Genomic DNA, 18,449 nt, shown 5'->3' with positions numbered 1-18,449 from the left:
TGCCTAAATGGATTGGCCGAGCACCCTCCCCTCGTAGATTGCCGCCACAGCGAGGCGCGGCGCCAAGGCGTCGCCGATCACCTTCGGCTTCAGCGCGGGCACGTGATCCTCGAGATCGTCCAGGACCCAGGTGTCCGAGACGTTGGTGGTTGCAAGGACCAGCGTGTCGGCCTTGATGACGGTTTCGGTCCCATCGAGGTGGCACCTGAGCGTCGCCCGGTCGCCCTGCCATTCCTTGACCACCGAGTCCGTTATCCATTGGCCGCCGGCGCTCTTCAGCTTGGCCCGCGCGACGCCGTCGCTTTCCGTCCGCTGCAGGTGGCGTCCGAGCACCGGCCAGGACGTGACGACCGTGACGCGGTGGCCGCGCGCCGCGATTTCGAGAGCGGTGCCGAGACCCCGCCAGTCACCGGTGTCGTCGATGAGCAGCACATGGTTCCCCAGGCGTGCCGTCCGGGTCATCACGTCCTCGACGGACCAGACATTGGGCAGGTCGACACCCGGAAGGCGATCCTGCCCGGGCAGTCCGCGCTGGAAACCGGTACCTGCCGGCTGCGAGCCCGTCGCGATGACGATTTCGTCGAAATCGCGGCCGGCAATCTCCCCGGCGTCAAGCGGGGTATTGAAGAGCACGCTTACCTCCAGCCTGCTCAACTGTCGTTCGTACCAATCGATCAGTCCCAGGATTTGAGCCCGGCGAGGCTGCAAGCCCGCGAGCCTGAACTGTCCGCCAAGTTGCGGGCCGGCCTCCGCGAGCGTCACGCTGTGACCGCGCTCGGCGGCGACGCGAGCCGCTTCGAGACCGGCAGGGCCGCCTCCCACCACCAGCACGCGCTTCGGCGTCTCGGCCGGCCCGAAGCAATCGCCGCCCCACTCGAATTCGCGGCCGGCCGATGGATTGACGAGGCACGATATCCAGTAGTCCCTCGACCTTCTGCCCCAGCACATCTGGTTGCACGAGATGCAGCCGCGAATGTCGGCGTCGCGGCCGCTCGCCACCTTGTTGACCCAGTGCGGGTCGGCGATCTGACCGCGCACGATGCTGACCATGTCCGCCTGTCGCGACGATATGACCTCATTCGCGTTCTCCGGCGTGCGGATGTGGCTCTCGGCCTGGACGCGGACGTGTTTGCAGACTTCTTTCAGCGCCTGAGCGTTGGGAGCGCCCAGCTTGTCGGCAAACAGGAAGGTCGGCATGACGGACGAGTGGTCGAAATAGCTGCCCGTGCCGCAACTGATGTAGTCGATCAGGGCCCGCGTATCGTGATACGCGGCAATCTCCTGGAGGAGTTCCGTGTTCATCCCCACTTCGACAGAGGTGTCGATGCTCGAGGCGAGACCGATGATGAAGTCTTCACCGACAGCAGCACGGATGCGCGAGGTGATCTCGGTCGAGAAACGCATCCTKTTTTCGAACGAGCCACCCCAGCGGTCGTCGCGGCGGTTCGACCAGGGAAGCCAGAACTGTTCGATGAGCGAATTGTAGGGGCCGAACAACTCCACGCCATCGAAACYGCACTTCCTGGCTCGAACGGCGGCGCGAACGAAGCTCTCAATAATCTCCTCGATCTCTGCTTCGCGCATGCGATGGCTGCCGTCTCCGTCGTGGTAGGACGGCAAGYCCGATGGCGACCAGTTCGCCGAGTAGGAATTGTCGTAATCCCCATGCTGGCCGACATGGTAGAGCTGGTGAACCATCACCGCCCCTTCGGCCTTGCACGCATCGGTGATCGCCCTGAAACCGGGGATCACCGCATCATCGTCGTGACGGAAGTTGCCGCGCGTCAACCGAGCCGTGCGATGGACCGGCATGGGCTCGACCACGATCATGGCCGCGCCTCCCCTGGCCCGCTCCAGGTAATAGCCCAGGTGCCGCGCTCCGGGCAGACCGTCCTCGGCCATGTTGGCGGTGTGAGCGCCGAAACTGATCCGGTTGCGCAGCGTCTTGTGGCGCAGTTGGAGCGGCTCGAGGATTTTCGGGAAGGCCGGCTTCAGTGACATCACAGTTTCTGCGCTGCGAAGGCTCATCTGGTTGGAACGACCGAACATTAGCGGTTCGCGAAATTCCCGAATTGTGATTTCGATACGTTTTTCATAAGATTTGGAAGGACTGCGAGGAGGAGCCTGCATGACACCTGCACTGAAGGCGCCGGACCGCGTGGGCCTGCCCTACCTGAAAATAGGCATCATCCTTTGTCCAAGCTTCACCCTGACCCCTATGGCGAGTTTCGTTGATGCTCTTCGATTGGCGGYCGACAAGCAGGATCAGAGCCGGCAGGTCTATTTCGCGTGGGATTTCATTTCGGCAGGGCCGCTACCGGYGCGTGCAAGCTGCGGCCTCGAGATGGTTCCGACAGGAAATCTGGAAGATCTAAGCGCCTATGACTGCATAGCCGTATGCGGAGGACTGGTGCGGGATATGGAGGGTATCCAGGCGGCGACGTTCGACTACCTGCAGGCTGCGAACAAACGTGGCATCCCCATCATCGGCTTGTGCACGGGCAGCTTCGTGCTGGCTGCGGCCGGCCTTCTCAAGCATCGGGAATGCGCCTTGCATTTCGATACGCTGGGCGAGTTCGTCGCCAGGTTTCAGGATGTCAGCCCGGTCACCAGCCAAAATTATGTCATCGACGGCAACATTGTCACTTGCCCGGGGAGCATCGTGGCCATCGAGGTCGCGGCCTTCCTCATTGCTCACTACAGCAATGCCGGCAGGGCTCAGAAAGCGCTCAACTATCTTCTCTTCAAGCCGGAAGAGCCTCGTATCGCTCTCAGGACGAAGCCGTATGAGGAGGCGCTYGGGGCGGCGTCGCGGCTGACCGTGGAGGCGGTGAAAGTGATGGAGACCCGTCTCGATACGCCATGCTCGATTGACGAGCTTGCGCGTTCTCTAAACACCTCCAAGGCGCGCTTGACCCGAGCCTTCCTGGCAGACCTCCAAACCGCGCCAGCCGCGTTCTGGCGCCGGATACGTCTGCTCGCAGCGCGTGAGCTGCTTGCCAGCCGGCGGCGCAGCGTGACCGAGATTGCCTATGAAACCGGCTTCAGCGACACCGCGCATTTCTGBAGCACTTTCAAGAAGCACTTTTCGATGACGCCCGAGCAATTCAGGCGCATTGGAGCAGCGTGACGCGCGACAATGTTCGCTCGTGGCATTGCTGAAGCTTAAAGGCATGCGCCCTTCCCAGCCCTGATTTGTCGCGCGCCCGGTCGCGAGCGGCTCTCCGCAAGCGCGCGGGGCAGCTTCGCTGTTGTCGCATTTTGGGGCTCGGACGACGCTTCCATTCCCGGCCTTCGGCCCGATGGTGTGTTTCTATAATATAATTTTTGTGTACGCATATTATACAATTCGTTGACTCCGGCGCGCCGGTGTGCAATCTTGCGCGCCATCAAATGCGACCGACCGCTTCCGGGTGCTGCGAATTCTCACGCGAGAATTCGCAAAGGGTTCCCGTTTGCCGAATGACGCATTGGTCGAACGGCCACTCCACCGATGGAGAATTGTCTTGAAGTTTGAGGGCATCTACACGCCGGCGGTGACGCYGCTCGACCCGCACGGTCAGATCGACCACGCCGCTTTTGCCGATGTTCTGGAGTCACTGATCGAAGCCAAGGTGCATGGCATCATCGTCGGCGGATCGACCGGCGAATACTACGCCCAGAGCGCCAAGGAGCGCTTCGATCTCGGCGCCTACGCCAAAAAGGTGATCGGCACGCGCCTYCCTCTCGTCATCGGCACAGGCGCCACCAGGACCGAGGACTCCGTCGAATACGCCAAGGCCGCGAAGGAGATCGGCGCCGACGCGATCCTTGTTTCGTCGCCGCCATATGCGCTTCCGACCGAGCGCGAGAATGCGGTTCATGCGCTGACCGTCGACCGCGCGGCCAACCTGCCGATCATGCTCTACAACTATCCGGCGCGCATGGGCGTGATGATGGGCGAGGAGTATTTCTCGCGTGTCGGCAAGTCCCGGAATGTCGTCGCCATCAAGGAAAGCTCCGGCGACATGGGCAACCTGCATCGGCTCGCCCGCAAATTCCCGCACATCTCGCTTTCATGCGGCTGGGACGACCAGGCGCTCGAATTCTTCGCATGGGGCGCGAGGAGCTGGGTCTGCGCCGGCTCGAACTTCCTGCCGCGCGAGCATGTCGCGCTCTACGAGGCCTGCGTGCTCGAGAAGAACTTCGACAAGGGCCGCGCCATCATGAGCGCGATGCTGCCGCTGATGGATTTCCTCGAATGCGGCAAGTTCGTGCAGTCGATCAAGCATGGATGCGAGCTGATCGGCCTGAAGGCGGGCCCGGTGCGCGCGCCGCTCCGCGCTCTCAATTCGGAAGAAAAGCGAACTCTCCAGACTGTCGTCGCCACCCTGWAGCGCACGGTCGCCCAGATCACGTCGGGAGCAAACCATGCATGAACCACTGACCGTCGCCGAATACAGGGCGCTCGCCGCGGATATTCAATTCCCGACCAATGCCTTCATCGACGGGGCATTCCGTCCGGCCAACTCCGGCAAGACATTCAAGACGACCAATCCGGCGACGGGCGAAGTGCTGGCCGAGATCGCGGCCTGCGACGCCAGCGACGTCGATTTCGCCGTGGCCAAGGCCAGGGAAGCCTTCGACGACGGCCGCTGGCAGCATCTCGCGCCCGGCGAGCGCAAGACGATACTGCTGAAATTCGCAAAGCTTCTGGAGCGCAACCGTCACGAGCTGGCGGTCATGGAGAGCCTCGACAGCGGCAAGCCGGTCCGCGAATGCCAGACGGTCGACGTTCCCGACACCATTCACACCATCCGCTGGCATGCCGAACTCATCGACAAGCTCTACGACAATACCGCGCCCGTGGGCTCGAAAGCGCTGACCATGGTCGTGCGCGAGCCGGTCGGCGTGGTCGGCTGCGTCCTGCCGTGGAACTTTCCGCTGCTGATGCTGGCCTGGAAGATCGGCCCGGCGCTTGCCGCCGGCTGCTCGGTGATCGTGAAGCCGGCCCAGGAGACGACGCTGACCACGCTTCGCGTCGCGGAACTCGCGCACGAGGCCGGGATTCCGGCCGGCGTCTTCAATGTCGTGCCGGGCGGCGGCAAGGATGTCGGCGAGCCGATCGGCCTGCATATGGGCATCGACATGGTGGCCTTCACCGGATCGACGCCGACAGGCCGCCGCTTCCTGCGCTACGCGGCCGACTCCAACCTCAAGCGCGTCGTGCTGGAATGCGGCGGCAAGAACCCGGCGGTGGTTCTCGAAGATGCCGAAGACCTCGACCTCGTCGCCGAACAGGTGGTCAACGGCGCCTTCTGGAACATGGGCGAGAACTGCTCGGCCACGTCGCGGCTCATCGTCCATGCCAGCATCAAGGACGAGCTGCTGCAGCGGATCGGCGCCTATATGCGCGAATGGAAGACCGGCGATCCGCTCGATCCGGAAAACCGCATCGGCGCGCTGGTCAGCAAGAACCATTTCGAGAAGGTGAAATCCTTCCTCGACGACGTGAAGCGCGAAAAGCTCGCCGTCGCGCACGGCGGCAGCACGCATAAGGGCGCCTATATCGAGCCGACCGTCGTCGACGGCGTCACGCCTGCGAGCCGCCTCTTCCAGGAAGAAATCTTCGGACCGATCCTTTCGGTCACCACGTTCAACTCGCTGGCCGAGGCCGTGGCGCTTGCCAACGACACCAACTATGGGCTCACCGCGTCCGTCTATACAGGCAGCCTGCGCAAGGCGATCAAGCTTTCGCGCGAAATCCGCGCGGGCGTGGTCACCGTCAACTGCTTCGGCGAAGGCGATGCGACCACGCCGTTCGGCGGCTACAAGGAATCCGGCTTCGGCGGTCGCGACAAGTCGGTCTTCGCGCATGACAATTACTGCGAGCTGAAGACGGTCTGGATCGATGTCTCCGACCGCTCCGTGGACGAGACCGTCCGGTGAGCGAACTCGTCGTCAAGCGGCTTCCGGCGGAATCCGGAACTTCGGGCTGGGAAGCGATCAGCAGACGCCGCTTCCCTCTCCGGACGCTTGGCGGCGATGTCTCGGCGGAATGGCTGGTCATCGGTGGCGGCTTCGCGGGCCTGTCGGCGGCGCGGCGGCTATCACAGTTACGGCCAGGCGAACGGATCGTCCTGCTCGAAGCGGGAGAGATCGCCAAGGGCACGGCCGGCCGGAATTCCGGCTACATGATCGACACCCCGCACAATCTGTCGTCGGGCGAATATTCCGTCGCCTCTGACGCCGCGACAAAGACGGAGATCGCCGAGAACCGTTTCGCGATCTCCTTCGCCGCCGACGTGGCGGCGGAATACGGCATGTCCGCCCGCACCTTCGATCCGTCCGGCAAGATCAATGCCGCGGCGACGGAGCGCGGCATGACGCTGAACGCCAATTACGGCCKCTCGCTCAAGGCAATCGACGAAAAGCACCGCTTCCTCGATGCGCATGAGATGCGGGAGATCACCGGATCGTCCTACTACCTCGGCGGCCTCTACACGCCAGGCGCCGTGATGATCCAGCCCGCCGACTATATCCGCGGACTGGCAGCAGGGCTCGCATCGAAAGTCGACATATTCGAGCACTCGCCGGTGCTCAAGCTCGAGCGCATGGCCGGGATGTGGAGGGCCGCAACCCGCGGCGGTACCATTACCGCGCCGAAAGTAATCCTCGGCGTCAATGGCCATATCGAAGACTTCGGCCACTTTCGCGGCCGCTTGATGCACATCTTCACCTACGCATCGATGACTGCCCCCTTCACCGCGAAATCCACGGGCCGGGACAAATGGGCGTTGCTGCCGGCCGACCCCATGGGTGCCACTGTCCGGAAGATCTCGGTCGACGGATCTTCGYGCATCGTTATCCGGACCCGCTTCACCTACGACTGGCCCGTTCAGGTGAGCGAGAAGCGTCTGGCCAGGATCGCAGCCGAGCAACGCTCCTCTCTAGATGCCAGGTTCCCGGATCTCAAAGACGTGCCGTTCGAATTTGTCTGGGCCGGACGRCTCTGCCTCAGCCGCAACCACGTGCCGGCCTTCGGCGAGATCGAAGAAGGCCTCTACTCGGCATGCTGCGAGAACGGCCTCGGCACCGTCAAAAGCACGCTCGCCGGCGTCATGGCCGCCGATCTGGCGACCGGCACGCGCTCGGAAATGCTGACCAAATTCTCGGATCAACCTGAACCCGCAAGGCTGCCTCCCGAGCCRCTTGCGTGGCTCGGCGTCAACACGGTGATCCGTTTGCAGGAATTGCGTGCTGGGCGCGAGGGATGAGCTCTCGCCGCGCAATGTGAAGACCGAGCGGACCGCAAAGTCTTCGAAACGAGAATGGAAACGAAAACTAAGGAGTGAGGAACATGAAGACGTTGTGGAAAGCGCTCTGCGCTGCCGCAATGGTCGGTATGACCATGCTGTCCGCTCAGGCGGAGGAAAAGACAATCACTGTCGGCACGATGTCCTGGGAGGATCTTACCCCCATCACGGGCATCACCAAGAAGGTGCTGGAAGACGCTGGCTATACCGTCAAGGTGGTGGACTTCTCCGAATGGGGCATCGCCTACGCTGCATTGAGCAAGGGCGACATTCAGATCCTTGCCTCGCAGACCGACTATGTCGCCCAGGACTATTGGGACAAGAACAAGAAGCGCCTCGAGAAGATCTCTCCGGTCTCGCACGGCCTCTACCAGGCCATCGCGGTGCCGAACTACGTGACCATYGACTCGATGGACCAGCTCAATGACAACGCCGACAAGTTCGGCGGCAAGATCGTCGGCATCGAGCCGGGTTCGGGCCTGATGCGCGACGCTGCCAAGGCGGTCAAAGATTATGGCCTGAAGCTTCAGCTCGTCGAAGGCAGCACGGCCGCGATGACCGCCGCGCTGAAGTCGGCCGTCGACCGCAAGGAATGGATCGCCGTCACCATCTGGGAGCCGTCCTGGATGATGCAGAAATATCCGGTGAAATTCCTCAAGGATCCCAAGGGCGTCTTCCCGCCGCCGCAGAGCTACTACTGGATCGCCAAGAAGGGCTTCTCGGCCGCCAATCCGCATGCTCGCGAGGTGATCGCCTCCGTCTATGTGCCCCTCGCCGACATCACCGCGATCAACGGCGCGGTCAGCGACGGCAAGACGATGGACGAGGCCGTCAAGGCCTGGACCGAGGCTCATGCCGATCTCCTGAAGCGCTGGGAAAACATCAAGAGCGAGTAGTCATACCAACGGCGGGCCGCCGAAACCGGCCGCCCGCCTCCAAACACCATCGTCAGCATCTGGCTGGCCCATGGGGAACGCAATGAACACAGCCGTGAATGCCCCCAACGAAGTGTTGGTCGACTGCCAATCCGTGTGGAAGGTTTTCGGCACCCGCGCACCGGCAGCCGTCAAGGCGATCTCGGAACGCGGGCTTTCCAAGAAGCAGGTGCTCCAGGAGTTCAACTGCGTGGTCGGCGTCGCCGATGCCACCCTCCAGGTCCGCCGCGGCGAAATCTTCTGCATCATGGGCCTGTCGGGAAGCGGCAAGTCGACGCTCATCCGACTGCTTAACMGCCTGATCGAGCCGAGCCTCGGCAAGATCACCGTCAAGGGCAAGGAGATCGCCAAGCTCAATGYCGCCGAGTTGCGCGACATGCGTGCCCGCAATATCGGTATGGTCTTTCAGAGCGTGGCGCTGCTGCCGCACCGCACGGTTCTCGAAAACGCCGGCTTCGGCCTCGAAGTGCGCGGCGTTGCGAAGGAAGAGCGCAACAAGATCGCCCGCGCGGCCCTGGAAAAGGTCGGGCTTGCCGACTGGACCTCGCGCTATCCCTCGGAGCTCTCTGGCGGCATGCAGCAGCGCGTCGGCCTCGCCCGCGCACTGGCGGCAGACCCCGAAATCATCCTGATGGACGAGCCGTTCAGCGCGCTCGACCCGCTCATCCGCCGCCAGTTGCAGGACGAGTTCCGGCAGTTGACGAAGTCGCTCGGGAAATCCGCAGTCTTCATCACCCACGATCTCGAGGAAGCCATCCGCATCGGCGACCGCATCGCCATCATGAAGGATGGCGTCATCGTCCAGATCGGCACGGCCGAGGACATCGTGACCAAACCCGCGGACGACTATGTCTCCGATTTCGTGGCCGGCATTTCCAGGATTCATCTGGTCAAGGCGCATTCCGTGATGACGCCCGTGAGCGAATTCAAAGGCTCTCAGCCGCATTGCGACGTGAACGCGCTTCCCCGCACCTCGCCGGAGGCCGACATCGGCGCGCTCATCGATCTCACCACGCAGTCCGATCGCGACGCCGTCGCGGTGGTCGAGAACGGGACGGTCGTCGGCGTCGTCACYATCCGCGGCCTGCTGCGCGGTGTCGCCGGGAACCCCGCCGGGGGACTCGTAGCGGCATAGCCCGGGAGGAGCGCAATGGACATCTCGACCATCACGGACACGTTCGACAGCTRGACGGATGCCGCCCTCGGCTGGATCAGCGACAATGGCGACTGGCTGTTCGAAACGCTGAGGGCGGGGCTTGAAGGGACCTACAACGGCGTCCTCTGGCTGCTGCAGCTCGCTCCGTTCTATGTGATCGCGATCGTCGCGGCGCTGCTGGCGCGGCGGCTGATCAGCGCCTTCGCCGGCGTTCTCGCCGGGCTTGCCCTGGTCTTTTGCGCCGTCATGGGGCTCTGGGCCGAGACCATGAGCACGCTGGCCCTGGTGATCACCGCCACAATACTGGCGCTGCTGTTCGGCATTCCGATCGGGATCGTGGCGGGTTTCGTCAGGGCCTTCGACCGGTTTCTCGAGCCGATACTCGACCTGATCCAGACACTGCCGCCCTATATCTACCTGCTGCCCGCGATCGCACTGCTCGGCTACGGGCCAGCGACCGCGCTCGTCGCCACCTTCATCGTCGCGATGCCGCCGGCCATCCGGCTCACCGCGCTCGGTATCCGCATGACGCCGCGCGAATTCGTCGAGCTGGGACAGGCGACCGGCCTGACCCCGTGGCAGATGTTCATCAAGATCAGGCTCCCCTTCGCCATCCCGAGCGTGATGGCCGGGATCAACCAGAGCCTGATGATGGCGTTCGGCATGGTGGTCATCGCCGGCATCGTCGGCTCGGGCGGTCTTGGCGAGACGATCTACTCGGCCGTGCGCACGCTCGACATTGCCACCTCGATCAACGCCGCGATCGCTATCGTCATCCTGACCATGGTGCTCGACAGGCTCACGCAGAGCGCGGCCCGCCGCGCCAAGGGAGGCGCAAGATGAACCTCGACCTGCTCCGCTTTTCGCCGGGGGCTTACCTTGCCCCTACGGTCGATTGGTTGAACACCAATTTTCATCCGTTTTTCGATGCGGTCGCCAAACTGATCGAGGCAATCCTGAGCGGCATCGAAGCCGCCCTGCTCTACCCGCCTGCCTATGTGATGGTCGCCGCGGCTGTCGCTCTCGCCTTTCTTCTGGTCGGCGTCCGGGTCGCGGTCGTGACGGCCATCGCCCTCGCCTTCTGCCTGCTCGCCGGCTTTTGGGCCGCATCGATGCAGACGCTGGCGCTGGTGACGGTGGCGGTCATCATCTCCGTCTCGATCGCGTTCCCGCTCGGCATCCTGGCATCGCGCTACAAGAACGTCGAGGCCGCGATCCGGCCTGTGCTCGACATCATGCAGACCGTGCCGCCCTGGGTCTATCTCATCCCCGCCGTGATGATCTTCAGCCTCGGCCGCGTCCCGGCGATCATTGCGACGATCGTCTACGGCATACCGCCGATGCTGCGCCTGACGACGCTGGCCTTCAACCAGGTGCCGAAAGACCTTCTGGAACTCGGCCAGGCCACCGGCGCTTCGCCGCGATCGATCCTGTTCAAGATCGAAATCCCTTCGGCCACGCCCACACTGCTGGTCGGCCTCAACCAGTGCATCCTCTTGTCGCTGGCGATGGTCGTCCTTGCCGGCCTCGTTGGAGCGGGCGGCCTGGGAGCCGAGGTGACGCGAGGACTGACCCGCATGGAAATGGGGCTCGGACTGCGCGCCGGCCTGTCGATCGTCGCGATCGCCATCTTCCTCGACCGGCTCTCGCGAGGCGCGCTGCAGCGCAGCCGGGCGCCCGGCAGCACGAAAGCCAGCTGAACCGCAAAGGCAGACATCATGCGCCGCAGCTTCTTCTGCATCGACTCCCACACATGCGGCAATCCGGTTCGGCTTGTCGCCGGCGGCGGGCCTTTGCTGCCCCACGCCCCGATCGCCGATCGACGCGAACTCTTTGTGCGCGATCATGACTGGATAAGGCGGGCTCTGATGTTCGAGCCGCGCGGACACGACATCATGTCGGGCGCCATCATCTACCCGGCATATCGCGACGACTGCGACTTCGCCGTCATCTTCATCGAGGTCAGCGGATGCCTGCCTATGTGCGGCGCGGGCACAATCGGCCTGGTGACGGCGGCACTGGAAGAAGGGCTGGTCACGCCGCGGGTTCCGGGCAGGCTCTCGATCGAGACCCCGGCCGGGCGAGTGGATGTCCAGTACGACAAGCCCGGCGAGTTCGTGGAGTCCGTCCGCATGTTCAATGTCGCCAGCTATCTGCATGCCCCGGATGTAAGCGTCGRTGTTCCCGGTCTCGGCCGGCTCGTCGTCGACATCGCCTATGGCGGCAATTTCTACGCGGTGGTCGAGCCGCAGGAAAACTGGCAGGGGTTGGACGGCATGGCGGCGAGCGACATCGTCGACCTCAGCCGGCGCCTGCGCGACGCGTTGGAGCCTGTCTGCAATCCAATCCATCCCGAGGACGAGAGAATAAGCGGCGTGCACCACGCCATCTGGTGCGACAAGCCCTTAGGCAGCGATGCCGACGGCCGCGGCGCCGTGTTTTATGGCGACAAGGCGATCGACCGTTCGCCGGGCGGCACGGGAACGTCGGCACGCATGGCGCAACTCCATGGCAAGGGCCGGCTAAAGGTCGGCGACAGTTTCCGCCAGGAAAGCCTGATCGGTACGGTTTTCGAAGGCCGCGTCGAAGCGGTGGTCGAGGTTGGCYCTTTCCCAGGCATCCGGCCAAGCGTCGGCGGATGGGCCCGGATCATTGGGCACAACACTATCTTCGTGGACGACCGCGATCCGCTCGCGCACGGATTCCAGATCAAATAATGGGCGGCGGCACTACAGATGCCGTTCGAACCTGTTCCGGCTGTTCAGCTTCAAGGCGTAGCGCGCCGGCGTTTTTACGATTGCGGTATACTCAGGGCAGCGGAACCGGCGAGTCGGCGAACATTCTGAGATAGGCGATCACGTTGAGCCGGTCGGCTTCATCGGGCACGCCGCGCAAATCCATGTTCGCGCCAGTCAGTGTCGGTTCGGTAAAGAAGATGTTGAAGTCCACTCTATATTAGAAAATGCTAATGATGTAGATTGCTTCGACGCCGCCGCTTGAGGACCATTCGGTGCATGCAGTCGGAACAAGATACATGATTGGCCTGGCAGGCGTGATCGTCACGACTGCGGCACTGGAGGATGGTGCTGCGTATGCGCACCAGGCCGACAGCGCCTGGACCTACCCACCGGCCTGCTGCCATRGCGATCAAGCCAGCGGCGAGTGCCAGAAGATTCCAAGCATGACGGTGACGCCGAGGCCAGATGGATACGTGGTCATCCTGCGGCCAGGCGACCATCGAAAGGTCACTCATCAGAACCGCTATTTCGTRCCGTACGACGTCGTCATTCCATCAGGCGATGACAACTTCCACATTTGCTTGCATCCGACGGAGGAGCACGGAAATTGCTTCTTCGCGCCTGCAAATGCGATGTAGGACGGTCCTACACCCCGCCAATTGAACTTGTGCCCGGCGGTGCGAAAAAGCACGTCCATCTGAATCTGCGATAGGTCTGGTACTTCATGTGAGGAGTGATCGACCGATAGAACGTCACCAAACGCTCGCATATGTGATATCGATCATCCGGCGAGGTCTGGACTCGTTCTCTGGGGATAAACCACTCTGCTTCGTGGGGATCAATGAAGTAAGAGAGACGCGGGAGTCTAACGAAATAACCGTCTTTTGTCATTCTGACGTGCCTGGAATCGATTGGATGACAATCCTTGTTTCCGCAGCACTTATGGCCAAGAACCGGATCTGTCTTGCCCATGTACCAATCGTGAGCATCTGCGTCGCCGGCCAGGACGAGCCACACCAATGCGATACGCCTTCGCCGTTGGTTCATGGAAAAGACCCTCGTGCGTACCTTATCATATTAGCGATCTCTAAATATTGGAAGGTCGCATTAAGCGGCGCATAGGTCCCAGCGCCGGAACTTGGTGCTGACGCCAAGCACGTGCCCATGGACCATTGCAATTTGCGGCCATGGCACGGCACGAGCAAAACCCTATCGTGTTTGTGTGAATTGAAAGCAGCGGAGCCGAGAGCCAATGACCCTGACCAATCGAGACATCGTCGAGCTGACCGCATGGCGCCGCAAGCTGCACCAGCAGCCGGAGATCTCGAACGAGGAGGAGAAGACGGCCAGGGAAGTCGTCGACTTCCTCGCCGGCACAGGACCGGACAAGGTGCTGACCGGGCTGGGCGGCCATGGCGTGGCGGCGGTCTATGACAGCGGGCAAGCCGGACCGACGGTGCTGTTCCGCTCGGAGCTCGACGCGCTGCCGATCGAGGAGCTTTCGGGCGTCGCGCATTCGTCGCAGGTGCCCGGCAAGTCGCATATGTGCGGCCATGACGGGCACACCGCGATCCTCGCCTCGCTCGGCCGCCAGTTCGGGCGCCAGAGGCCCGCGCGCGGCCGCGTCGTGCTGATGTTCCAGCCGGCAGAGGAAACCGGCAATGGCGCAGCCGGCGTCGTCGCCGATCCGCGCTTTTCCGAGATCCAGCCCGACTTCGCCTTCTCGCTGCACAATCTGCCGGGCGTGCCCTTCGGCGAGGTGCGCGTGAAGAGCGGCGTGGTCAACTGCGCCTCGCGCGGCATGCGGATCATCTTGGAGGGCAAGACCGCGCATTCCTCAATGCCCGAAACCGGCACGTCGCCGATGCCGGCGGTGAGCCAGCTGATGCCGCAACTGCCAGCGCTCGGGCGCGGCACTTTCGCCGACGACGATTTCGGCATGGTCACCGTCACCCATTGCTCGATGGGCGAGGCGGTGTTCGGCATCGCGCCCGGCTATGCGGAGGTGTGGGCTACGCTGCGCACCCGCCGCGACGAGCGCATGGCGGAACTCGTCGCCGCGGCGGAAGCGCTGGCTGCGAAGGTCGCGGCAGAGCACGGCCTTTCCGTGCGCTTCGACTATCATGAGATTTTCGTCGCCAGCGTCAACGCGCCGGATGCGGTGGAGCATCTGAACCGCGCCCTGGATGAGGAAGGCGTRCCGCGCGGCGAGGAAGCGCTGCCGATGCGTGCGTCGGAAGATTTCGGCATCTTCGGCCACAACGCCAAATCGGCGATGTTCTTCCTCGGCGCCGGCGAGCGCTACCCTGCCCTTCACAATCCCGACTACGACTTCCCGGACGACCTGATCCCGATCGGCTCGAGGATTTTCATGCGCGCGGCGCGCAATCTTCTGGGTTGAGTAGCTGCGCGTTCACGATTGCCTGTCCGATCAGGGGTCAACGCCATGCCGCCCAGCGCCCAAGCCGGCCCGCATCATGACTTCTTCGCGCGCGACGCCACTGTCGTCGCACGCGCCATGATCGGCGCGCGGCTCGAGCTCGCCGGCGTCGGCGGGATCATCGTCGAGACCGAGGCCTACCGTGCCGACGACCCGGCTTCGCACAGCTATCGCGGCCGCACGCCGCGCAACGCGCCGATGTATGGCGCTCCCGGCAGCGCCTATGTCTATCGCTCCTACGGCCTGCACTGGTGCCTGAATGCGGTCTGCCTGCCGGGCAGCGCAGTGCTGATCCGCGCGATCGAGCCGCTGTTCGGCATCGCGGCGATGCAGGCCAACCGCGGCACCGACGACGACAGGCAGCTCTGCTCAGGCCCGGGGCGCGTCTGCCAGGCGCTCGGCATTGACAGCTCGCATAATTGGCGCGCGCTCACCGCGCCGCCCTTCGCGTTTGCCAGTTCGGAGATCGATCCGGCGGCGATCCTCACCGGGCGCAGGATCGGGATCTCCAAAGGCGTCGAGGCCGAGTGGCGGTTCGGCCTTGGCGGGTCGCTCTATCTCAGCCGGAAGTTCTGAGCGCGTTCGATTCCCCCCGTCTCTCATCCGGCAATCGCGGCGGCGAGTTCCAGGCCCTCGACGAGATGTTCGGTGTCTTCCGGCTTTTCGAATTCGATACTCCTGGGCAAGTGGCTTACCGGCGAGAAGTCAGGGTCCGATTTACGGGTGCGCATGACGCATTCCCGCGCGCCGGCGCTGTCGCCCGAGCGCGCCAGCGCGGCCGAAAGCAGCGACCAGCGCCGCGGCCCATAGGGCAGACGCCGTAGCGTCGTTGCGGCATCGCAATAGTCGTGAGCGGCGTAGAGCGCGATACCCCGATCGCAATGGTACCACTCAGGATGGAGTGGATTTACCGCGATGGCCCTGTCCATCAGTTCCAGCCCGTCTCGCTGCCGTCCGCGCATGGACAGAATGTGGCCCATCTGCATCATCGTGTCGGCATCATAGGGATTGATGTCGAGCGCGCGCCGCATGTGATGCTCGGYCGCCTCATGGTCGCGCGCGGCAAGCCGCGCTTGCGCCATGACGCGATGGCTGCGAGGCTCGTCCGGCGCCAGCGCCAGGGCAAGCGCCGCACGCTCGATGCAGCTTGCGATGACCTGTTCCGGCGCGCTTCCGAAACCGGCGATCAGCAATTCCACAAGGCCAATATAGGCGTGGGCGAGCCCATAGTCGGGATCGCGTGAAATCGCTGCGTAGAGCAGTTTCAAGGCTTCGATGTTGTCTTCGGGGCGATAGCCGCGGAAGCGAACGATGGCACGCGTCACAAGTTCGTAGGCCGCAAGGTCCTGCGTCGGCCTGCCGGCGGTTCGCCGCAGCGCGGCCGCCTCCAGGTTCGAGACCAGCCGGTTCACGACGCGGTGGGCGATCTCATCCTGAACCGCGAACAGATCCGGCCCGGCCGCCGTGTAGCTCTCGCCCCAGATCAGCGATCCGGCTTGCGCATCCATCAACTTGGCGCTGATCTTGAGTCGGTCGCCGCTGCGAATGACCGAACCGCGCACGAAATAGTGCGGCCGCACCGCGATCGGCGGTCCGTTGCCCTGCGCCTGGCGGAATGCGGCAAGCGCCGTTTCCCGGTTCAGGACCGTTACCGCGCGGAAGCGGGCGAGCCTGTCCGCCACATCCTCCGCGAAGGCGCTGCTTACGGGATCCGACGTCCCGCCGGGCGCCAGGCCGTCCTCGAACGGCACGACGGCGACAATCGGCTGCGATGCCGGCCAAGGCTTGCGGCAGGGGGCCGATAGCATGTAGCCGCGCTTCGGCACGGCCTGCAGAATCGCCTGGTCGCTGTCGTCGAGCGCCTTCCTTATGTCCCGCACCGCCTGGGTGAGGGAATCCTCGGTGACCGAGATATTCCCCCAGACCGCGGAAATCAGTTCGGATTTGGTGACGACCCTGCCGTCGTTTCGAGCCAGATAGGAAAGCAGGTTGAATGCCTTCGAGCGCAGCGGCACTGTTGCCCCGTCCCGCAGCAGCAGGCCGCGCTCCAGATCAAGCTGGCAGTCGCCGATTTGCAAGACCCCCTGCGACGCGGATTCCGCCATGGAACAGTGCCCTGCCCTTGCGCAACATCCAGTGACCTATTCGGCTCCTATTCCGCTCCGGGGTCAAGCTATCCGTTGGTTCGGCATGCCGCGGCAGGGCGGGGTCCCGCTTCAGGTCCATGGCGGCGATCTCGAGCATTTCGATCAGCGCGCTGGGCGAAGAATAGTCGGGGCTGACCATTCCAGCGGCGACGATCTCGAAGAGTTCCTGGCGTGCGCGATTGCGGGCTTGGTCGTCGAACATGGCTGCCTCCGTCTATTGGAGCAGCATGCCCGACATTGCCGGCGCCGTACCGACGGACTTCTGAAATTCTGCTGAAATCCGCCTCGTGCCGGGGATGCGCCCGGCGGCAAGCTTCCCTGCGGCGTTCTGCCCGGCCCGTGAACCGCGGGCCCTCGCTGCCGCAGGCCGGGGCCGCCGGTTGCCCGATCGCAACCGGCTCCTTGTCGGAAGAAGCGTTCTGTGTTCTCTCCCGCATATTTTAGGAAAGGCTTGCGGATGAGATTCGCGATGGTCGTCGCGGTGAGCGCGGCGTTGGCTGGATGTGTGACGTCTCCGGTCGAGTACGAAGCGAGGCTCTCGCAGCAGGATCCGAAATGGGCGTCGCCTGAATGCCAGCGAGCCCGCATGGCGGCCGCGGACTACGACGCCCGCGAAAAGGAACACCCCGGCTGGGGCTTCGGCGTCCTGCTCGGCCCCTACAGCATGGGGCTCGTGGCGGCGATCAAGGAGCACGAGCAGAAGCAACGAAAGCTGTTCGCCCGCGAGGTGCACCTTAAGTGTTCAAGCCTGCCGCTGCCGAAGGCGCTTGAGGGCGACCCACAGGCCGAGGCTGTGAAGCAGACGAAATATCCGTAGGCATCACGGCCCGCTTTTGGGACGAGACGGAAGCGATCCCCTCAGCCTTCCTTCCACGCGGCAAGCAGCGGGCCCTCGCTGCCATAGACCGGGTCCTTCTCCGGACGGGCGACCTTGGGGATCGTGCGCAGCGCCTCGGCATGCTGCTCGGCGCGCGTGCACAGATCATAGGTGCCGAACGGCGGATAGGCGCCGACCACCAGCAGGTCGGATGACGAGGACAGGCGGTGGTGCCCGGTGCCGGCCGGCAGGATCGCCACGTCACCGGCCTTGACGGTGAGCACCTTGCCCTTGTCGCCGCCGAAGCGCACCTCGGCGGTGCCGCGCGCGATGCCCAGTACCTCATGGATGCGCGAATGGTAGTGGACGTAATCGTAGATGCCGTTGCGCCAGCTATCGCCCCAGCCGTTGGTGCTGAAGAGATCCTCGAAGACGGAGGCCGGATTGACATCGTCCGGCAGCGCCACGGCCCCGGGGTAGACGATCATCGGCCAGCGCGGATGGTTGGGCACCAGACCGTCATCCTCGAAACGGAAGGTCAGCGGTTCCTGCCGCTCGACGAGTTCCGCAAGCTTCGCTGGTCCTGGCATGACCGTGACCCTTTCCTGTTCCGATGAAGGACKTGTCAACGGGCCGGCTAGGCCTTTGACCGGTCGCRGAGCGTTGCGGCGTATTCCTTCATCAAAAAGCGCGCCTCGCGAACCAGCGATCCCACGTCGAGACCGATCAACTCAATCAGTTCGCGCGCGCTATCCTCGGCGATGCCGGTTTCCTTCACAAGGAATTGGACGCGAAATTCCTTCTGTGACTGCAGGCGCAGTTGACGTTCTCGTTCGCTTTCGGACATCGCAGTTCCCCCAATGGGCTCATGTAGAACTTAAATCAGACAAATAAGTTCCACGCTCTTTTTGGGCGAAATGC

Annotated in this window: 19 protein-coding genes; 13 read left to right on the top strand and 6 right to left on the bottom strand. The window is 63.5% G+C overall.

The window, feature by feature from the left end; all coding sequences use genetic code 11:
• Window positions 1-3: 3 nt before the first annotated feature.
• Entirely contained in the window at window positions 4-2,001 is a 1,998-nt protein-coding gene (locus ORS3428_RS11555) for an oxidoreductase (RefSeq protein ID WP_071097712.1), read from the bottom strand.
• A 127-nt stretch (window positions 2,002-2,128) separates the two neighbouring features.
• On the opposite strand from ORS3428_RS11555, the gene ORS3428_RS11550 reads away from it, so the two are divergent.
• The 9 genes from ORS3428_RS11550 (at window position 2,129) to ORS3428_RS11510 (ending at window position 12,103) form a co-directional block, all read left to right on the top strand.
• Window positions 2,129-3,130 (top strand): GlxA family transcriptional regulator, encoded by a 1,002-nt coding sequence (locus ORS3428_RS11550; RefSeq protein ID WP_071097628.1) that lies wholly within the window; start codon window positions 2,129-2,131, stop codon window positions 3,128-3,130.
• 376 nt (window positions 3,131-3,506) lie between these two features.
• On the top strand, window positions 3,507-4,418 hold the full coding sequence (locus tag ORS3428_RS11545) for a dihydrodipicolinate synthase family protein (RefSeq protein ID WP_071097626.1): 912 nt from the start codon (window positions 3,507-3,509) through the stop codon (window positions 4,416-4,418).
• A complete protein-coding gene (locus ORS3428_RS11540) occupies window positions 4,411-5,928 on the top strand; it encodes an aldehyde dehydrogenase (protein WP_071097623.1) in 1,518 nt (505 codons plus the stop codon). The genes ORS3428_RS11545 and ORS3428_RS11540 overlap by 8 nt, the downstream gene beginning before the upstream one ends.
• The gene (locus ORS3428_RS11535) at window positions 5,925-7,256 is read left to right on the top strand and encodes an NAD(P)/FAD-dependent oxidoreductase (RefSeq protein ID WP_071097622.1); all 1,332 of its coding nucleotides are present in this window, start codon (window positions 5,925-5,927) and stop codon (window positions 7,254-7,256) included. Before ORS3428_RS11540 ends, ORS3428_RS11535 begins: the two co-directional genes overlap by 4 nt.
• A gap of 83 nt (window positions 7,257-7,339) precedes the next feature.
• The gene (locus ORS3428_RS11530) at window positions 7,340-8,191 is read left to right on the top strand and encodes a glycine betaine ABC transporter substrate-binding protein (RefSeq protein ID WP_071097620.1); all 852 of its coding nucleotides are present in this window, start codon (window positions 7,340-7,342) and stop codon (window positions 8,189-8,191) included.
• An 82-nt stretch (window positions 8,192-8,273) separates the two neighbouring features.
• The gene (locus ORS3428_RS11525; RefSeq protein WP_071097618.1) at window positions 8,274-9,365 is read left to right on the top strand and encodes a quaternary amine ABC transporter ATP-binding protein; all 1,092 of its coding nucleotides are present in this window, start codon (window positions 8,274-8,276) and stop codon (window positions 9,363-9,365) included.
• Between the two features lie 15 nt (window positions 9,366-9,380).
• Window positions 9,381-10,229: an ABC transporter permease gene (locus tag ORS3428_RS11520; RefSeq protein WP_071097616.1), complete on the top strand. Its 849-nt coding sequence runs from the start codon at window positions 9,381-9,383 to the stop codon at window positions 10,227-10,229.
• Window positions 10,226-11,086, top strand: a complete 861-nt coding sequence (locus ORS3428_RS11515; RefSeq protein ID WP_071097613.1) for an ABC transporter permease — start codon at window positions 10,226-10,228, stop codon at window positions 11,084-11,086. The genes ORS3428_RS11520 and ORS3428_RS11515 overlap by 4 nt, the downstream gene beginning before the upstream one ends.
• Window positions 11,087-11,104: 18 nt before the next feature.
• Window positions 11,105-12,103, top strand: coding sequence for a 4-hydroxyproline epimerase (locus tag ORS3428_RS11510; protein ID WP_071097611.1), 999 nt, complete (start codon window positions 11,105-11,107; stop codon window positions 12,101-12,103).
• A gap of 91 nt (window positions 12,104-12,194) precedes the next feature.
• On the opposite strand, the gene ORS3428_RS33280 is transcribed toward ORS3428_RS11510, so the two are convergent.
• Window positions 12,195-12,335, bottom strand: coding sequence for a hypothetical protein (locus ORS3428_RS33280; protein WP_157895956.1), 141 nt, complete (start codon window positions 12,333-12,335; stop codon window positions 12,195-12,197).
• Between the two features lie 85 nt (window positions 12,336-12,420).
• Here ORS3428_RS33280 and ORS3428_RS11505 point away from each other — a divergent pair, with 85 nt between their 5' ends.
• From ORS3428_RS11505 to ORS3428_RS11495, 3 genes are all read left to right on the top strand, one after another.
• Entirely contained in the window at window positions 12,421-12,762 is a 342-nt protein-coding gene (locus ORS3428_RS11505; RefSeq protein WP_071097609.1) for a hypothetical protein, read from the top strand.
• A gap of 614 nt (window positions 12,763-13,376) precedes the next feature.
• Complete coding sequence (locus ORS3428_RS11500) at window positions 13,377-14,525, top strand: amidohydrolase (protein ID WP_071097607.1); 1,149 nt, start codon at window positions 13,377-13,379, stop codon at window positions 14,523-14,525.
• A gap of 45 nt (window positions 14,526-14,570) precedes the next feature.
• Window positions 14,571-15,140, top strand: coding sequence for a DNA-3-methyladenine glycosylase (locus ORS3428_RS11495; RefSeq protein WP_071097604.1), 570 nt, complete (start codon window positions 14,571-14,573; stop codon window positions 15,138-15,140).
• A gap of 23 nt (window positions 15,141-15,163) precedes the next feature.
• Here the strand turns inward: ORS3428_RS11495 and ORS3428_RS11490 are convergent, their stop codons facing one another.
• Both ORS3428_RS11490 and ORS3428_RS33000 read right to left on the bottom strand, forming a co-directional pair.
• Window positions 15,164-16,642, bottom strand: a complete 1,479-nt coding sequence (locus ORS3428_RS11490) for a winged helix-turn-helix domain-containing protein (protein WP_157895955.1) — start codon at window positions 16,640-16,642, stop codon at window positions 15,164-15,166.
• Window positions 16,617-16,913 carry a hypothetical protein gene (locus ORS3428_RS33000; protein ID WP_131802881.1) on the bottom strand — a complete coding sequence of 99 codons (297 nt, stop codon included), beginning with the start codon at window positions 16,911-16,913 and terminating at the stop codon, window positions 16,617-16,619. Before ORS3428_RS33000 ends, ORS3428_RS11490 begins: the two co-directional genes overlap by 26 nt.
• 255 nt (window positions 16,914-17,168) lie before the next feature.
• On the opposite strand from ORS3428_RS33000, the gene ORS3428_RS11480 reads away from it, so the two are divergent.
• Complete coding sequence (locus tag ORS3428_RS11480; protein ID WP_071097598.1) at window positions 17,169-17,528, top strand: hypothetical protein; 360 nt, start codon at window positions 17,169-17,171, stop codon at window positions 17,526-17,528.
• Window positions 17,529-17,569: 41 nt separating this feature from the next.
• Here the strand turns inward: ORS3428_RS11480 and ORS3428_RS11475 are convergent, their stop codons facing one another.
• On the bottom strand, window positions 17,570-18,118 hold the full coding sequence (locus ORS3428_RS11475; protein WP_071097596.1) for a cupin: 549 nt from the start codon (window positions 18,116-18,118) through the stop codon (window positions 17,570-17,572).
• A gap of 47 nt (window positions 18,119-18,165) precedes the next feature.
• Window positions 18,166-18,375 carry a hypothetical protein gene (locus ORS3428_RS11470; protein ID WP_071097594.1) on the bottom strand — a complete coding sequence of 70 codons (210 nt, stop codon included), beginning with the start codon at window positions 18,373-18,375 and terminating at the stop codon, window positions 18,166-18,168.
• Between the last annotated feature and the right edge of the window lie 74 nt (window positions 18,376-18,449).

Origin of the sequence: Mesorhizobium sp. ORS 3428 (genome assembly GCF_001854785.1) — a bacterium.
Lineage (GTDB): Bacteria > Pseudomonadota > Alphaproteobacteria > Rhizobiales > Rhizobiaceae > Mesorhizobium.
This window is presented reverse-complemented; position numbering and strand designations above follow the sequence as displayed.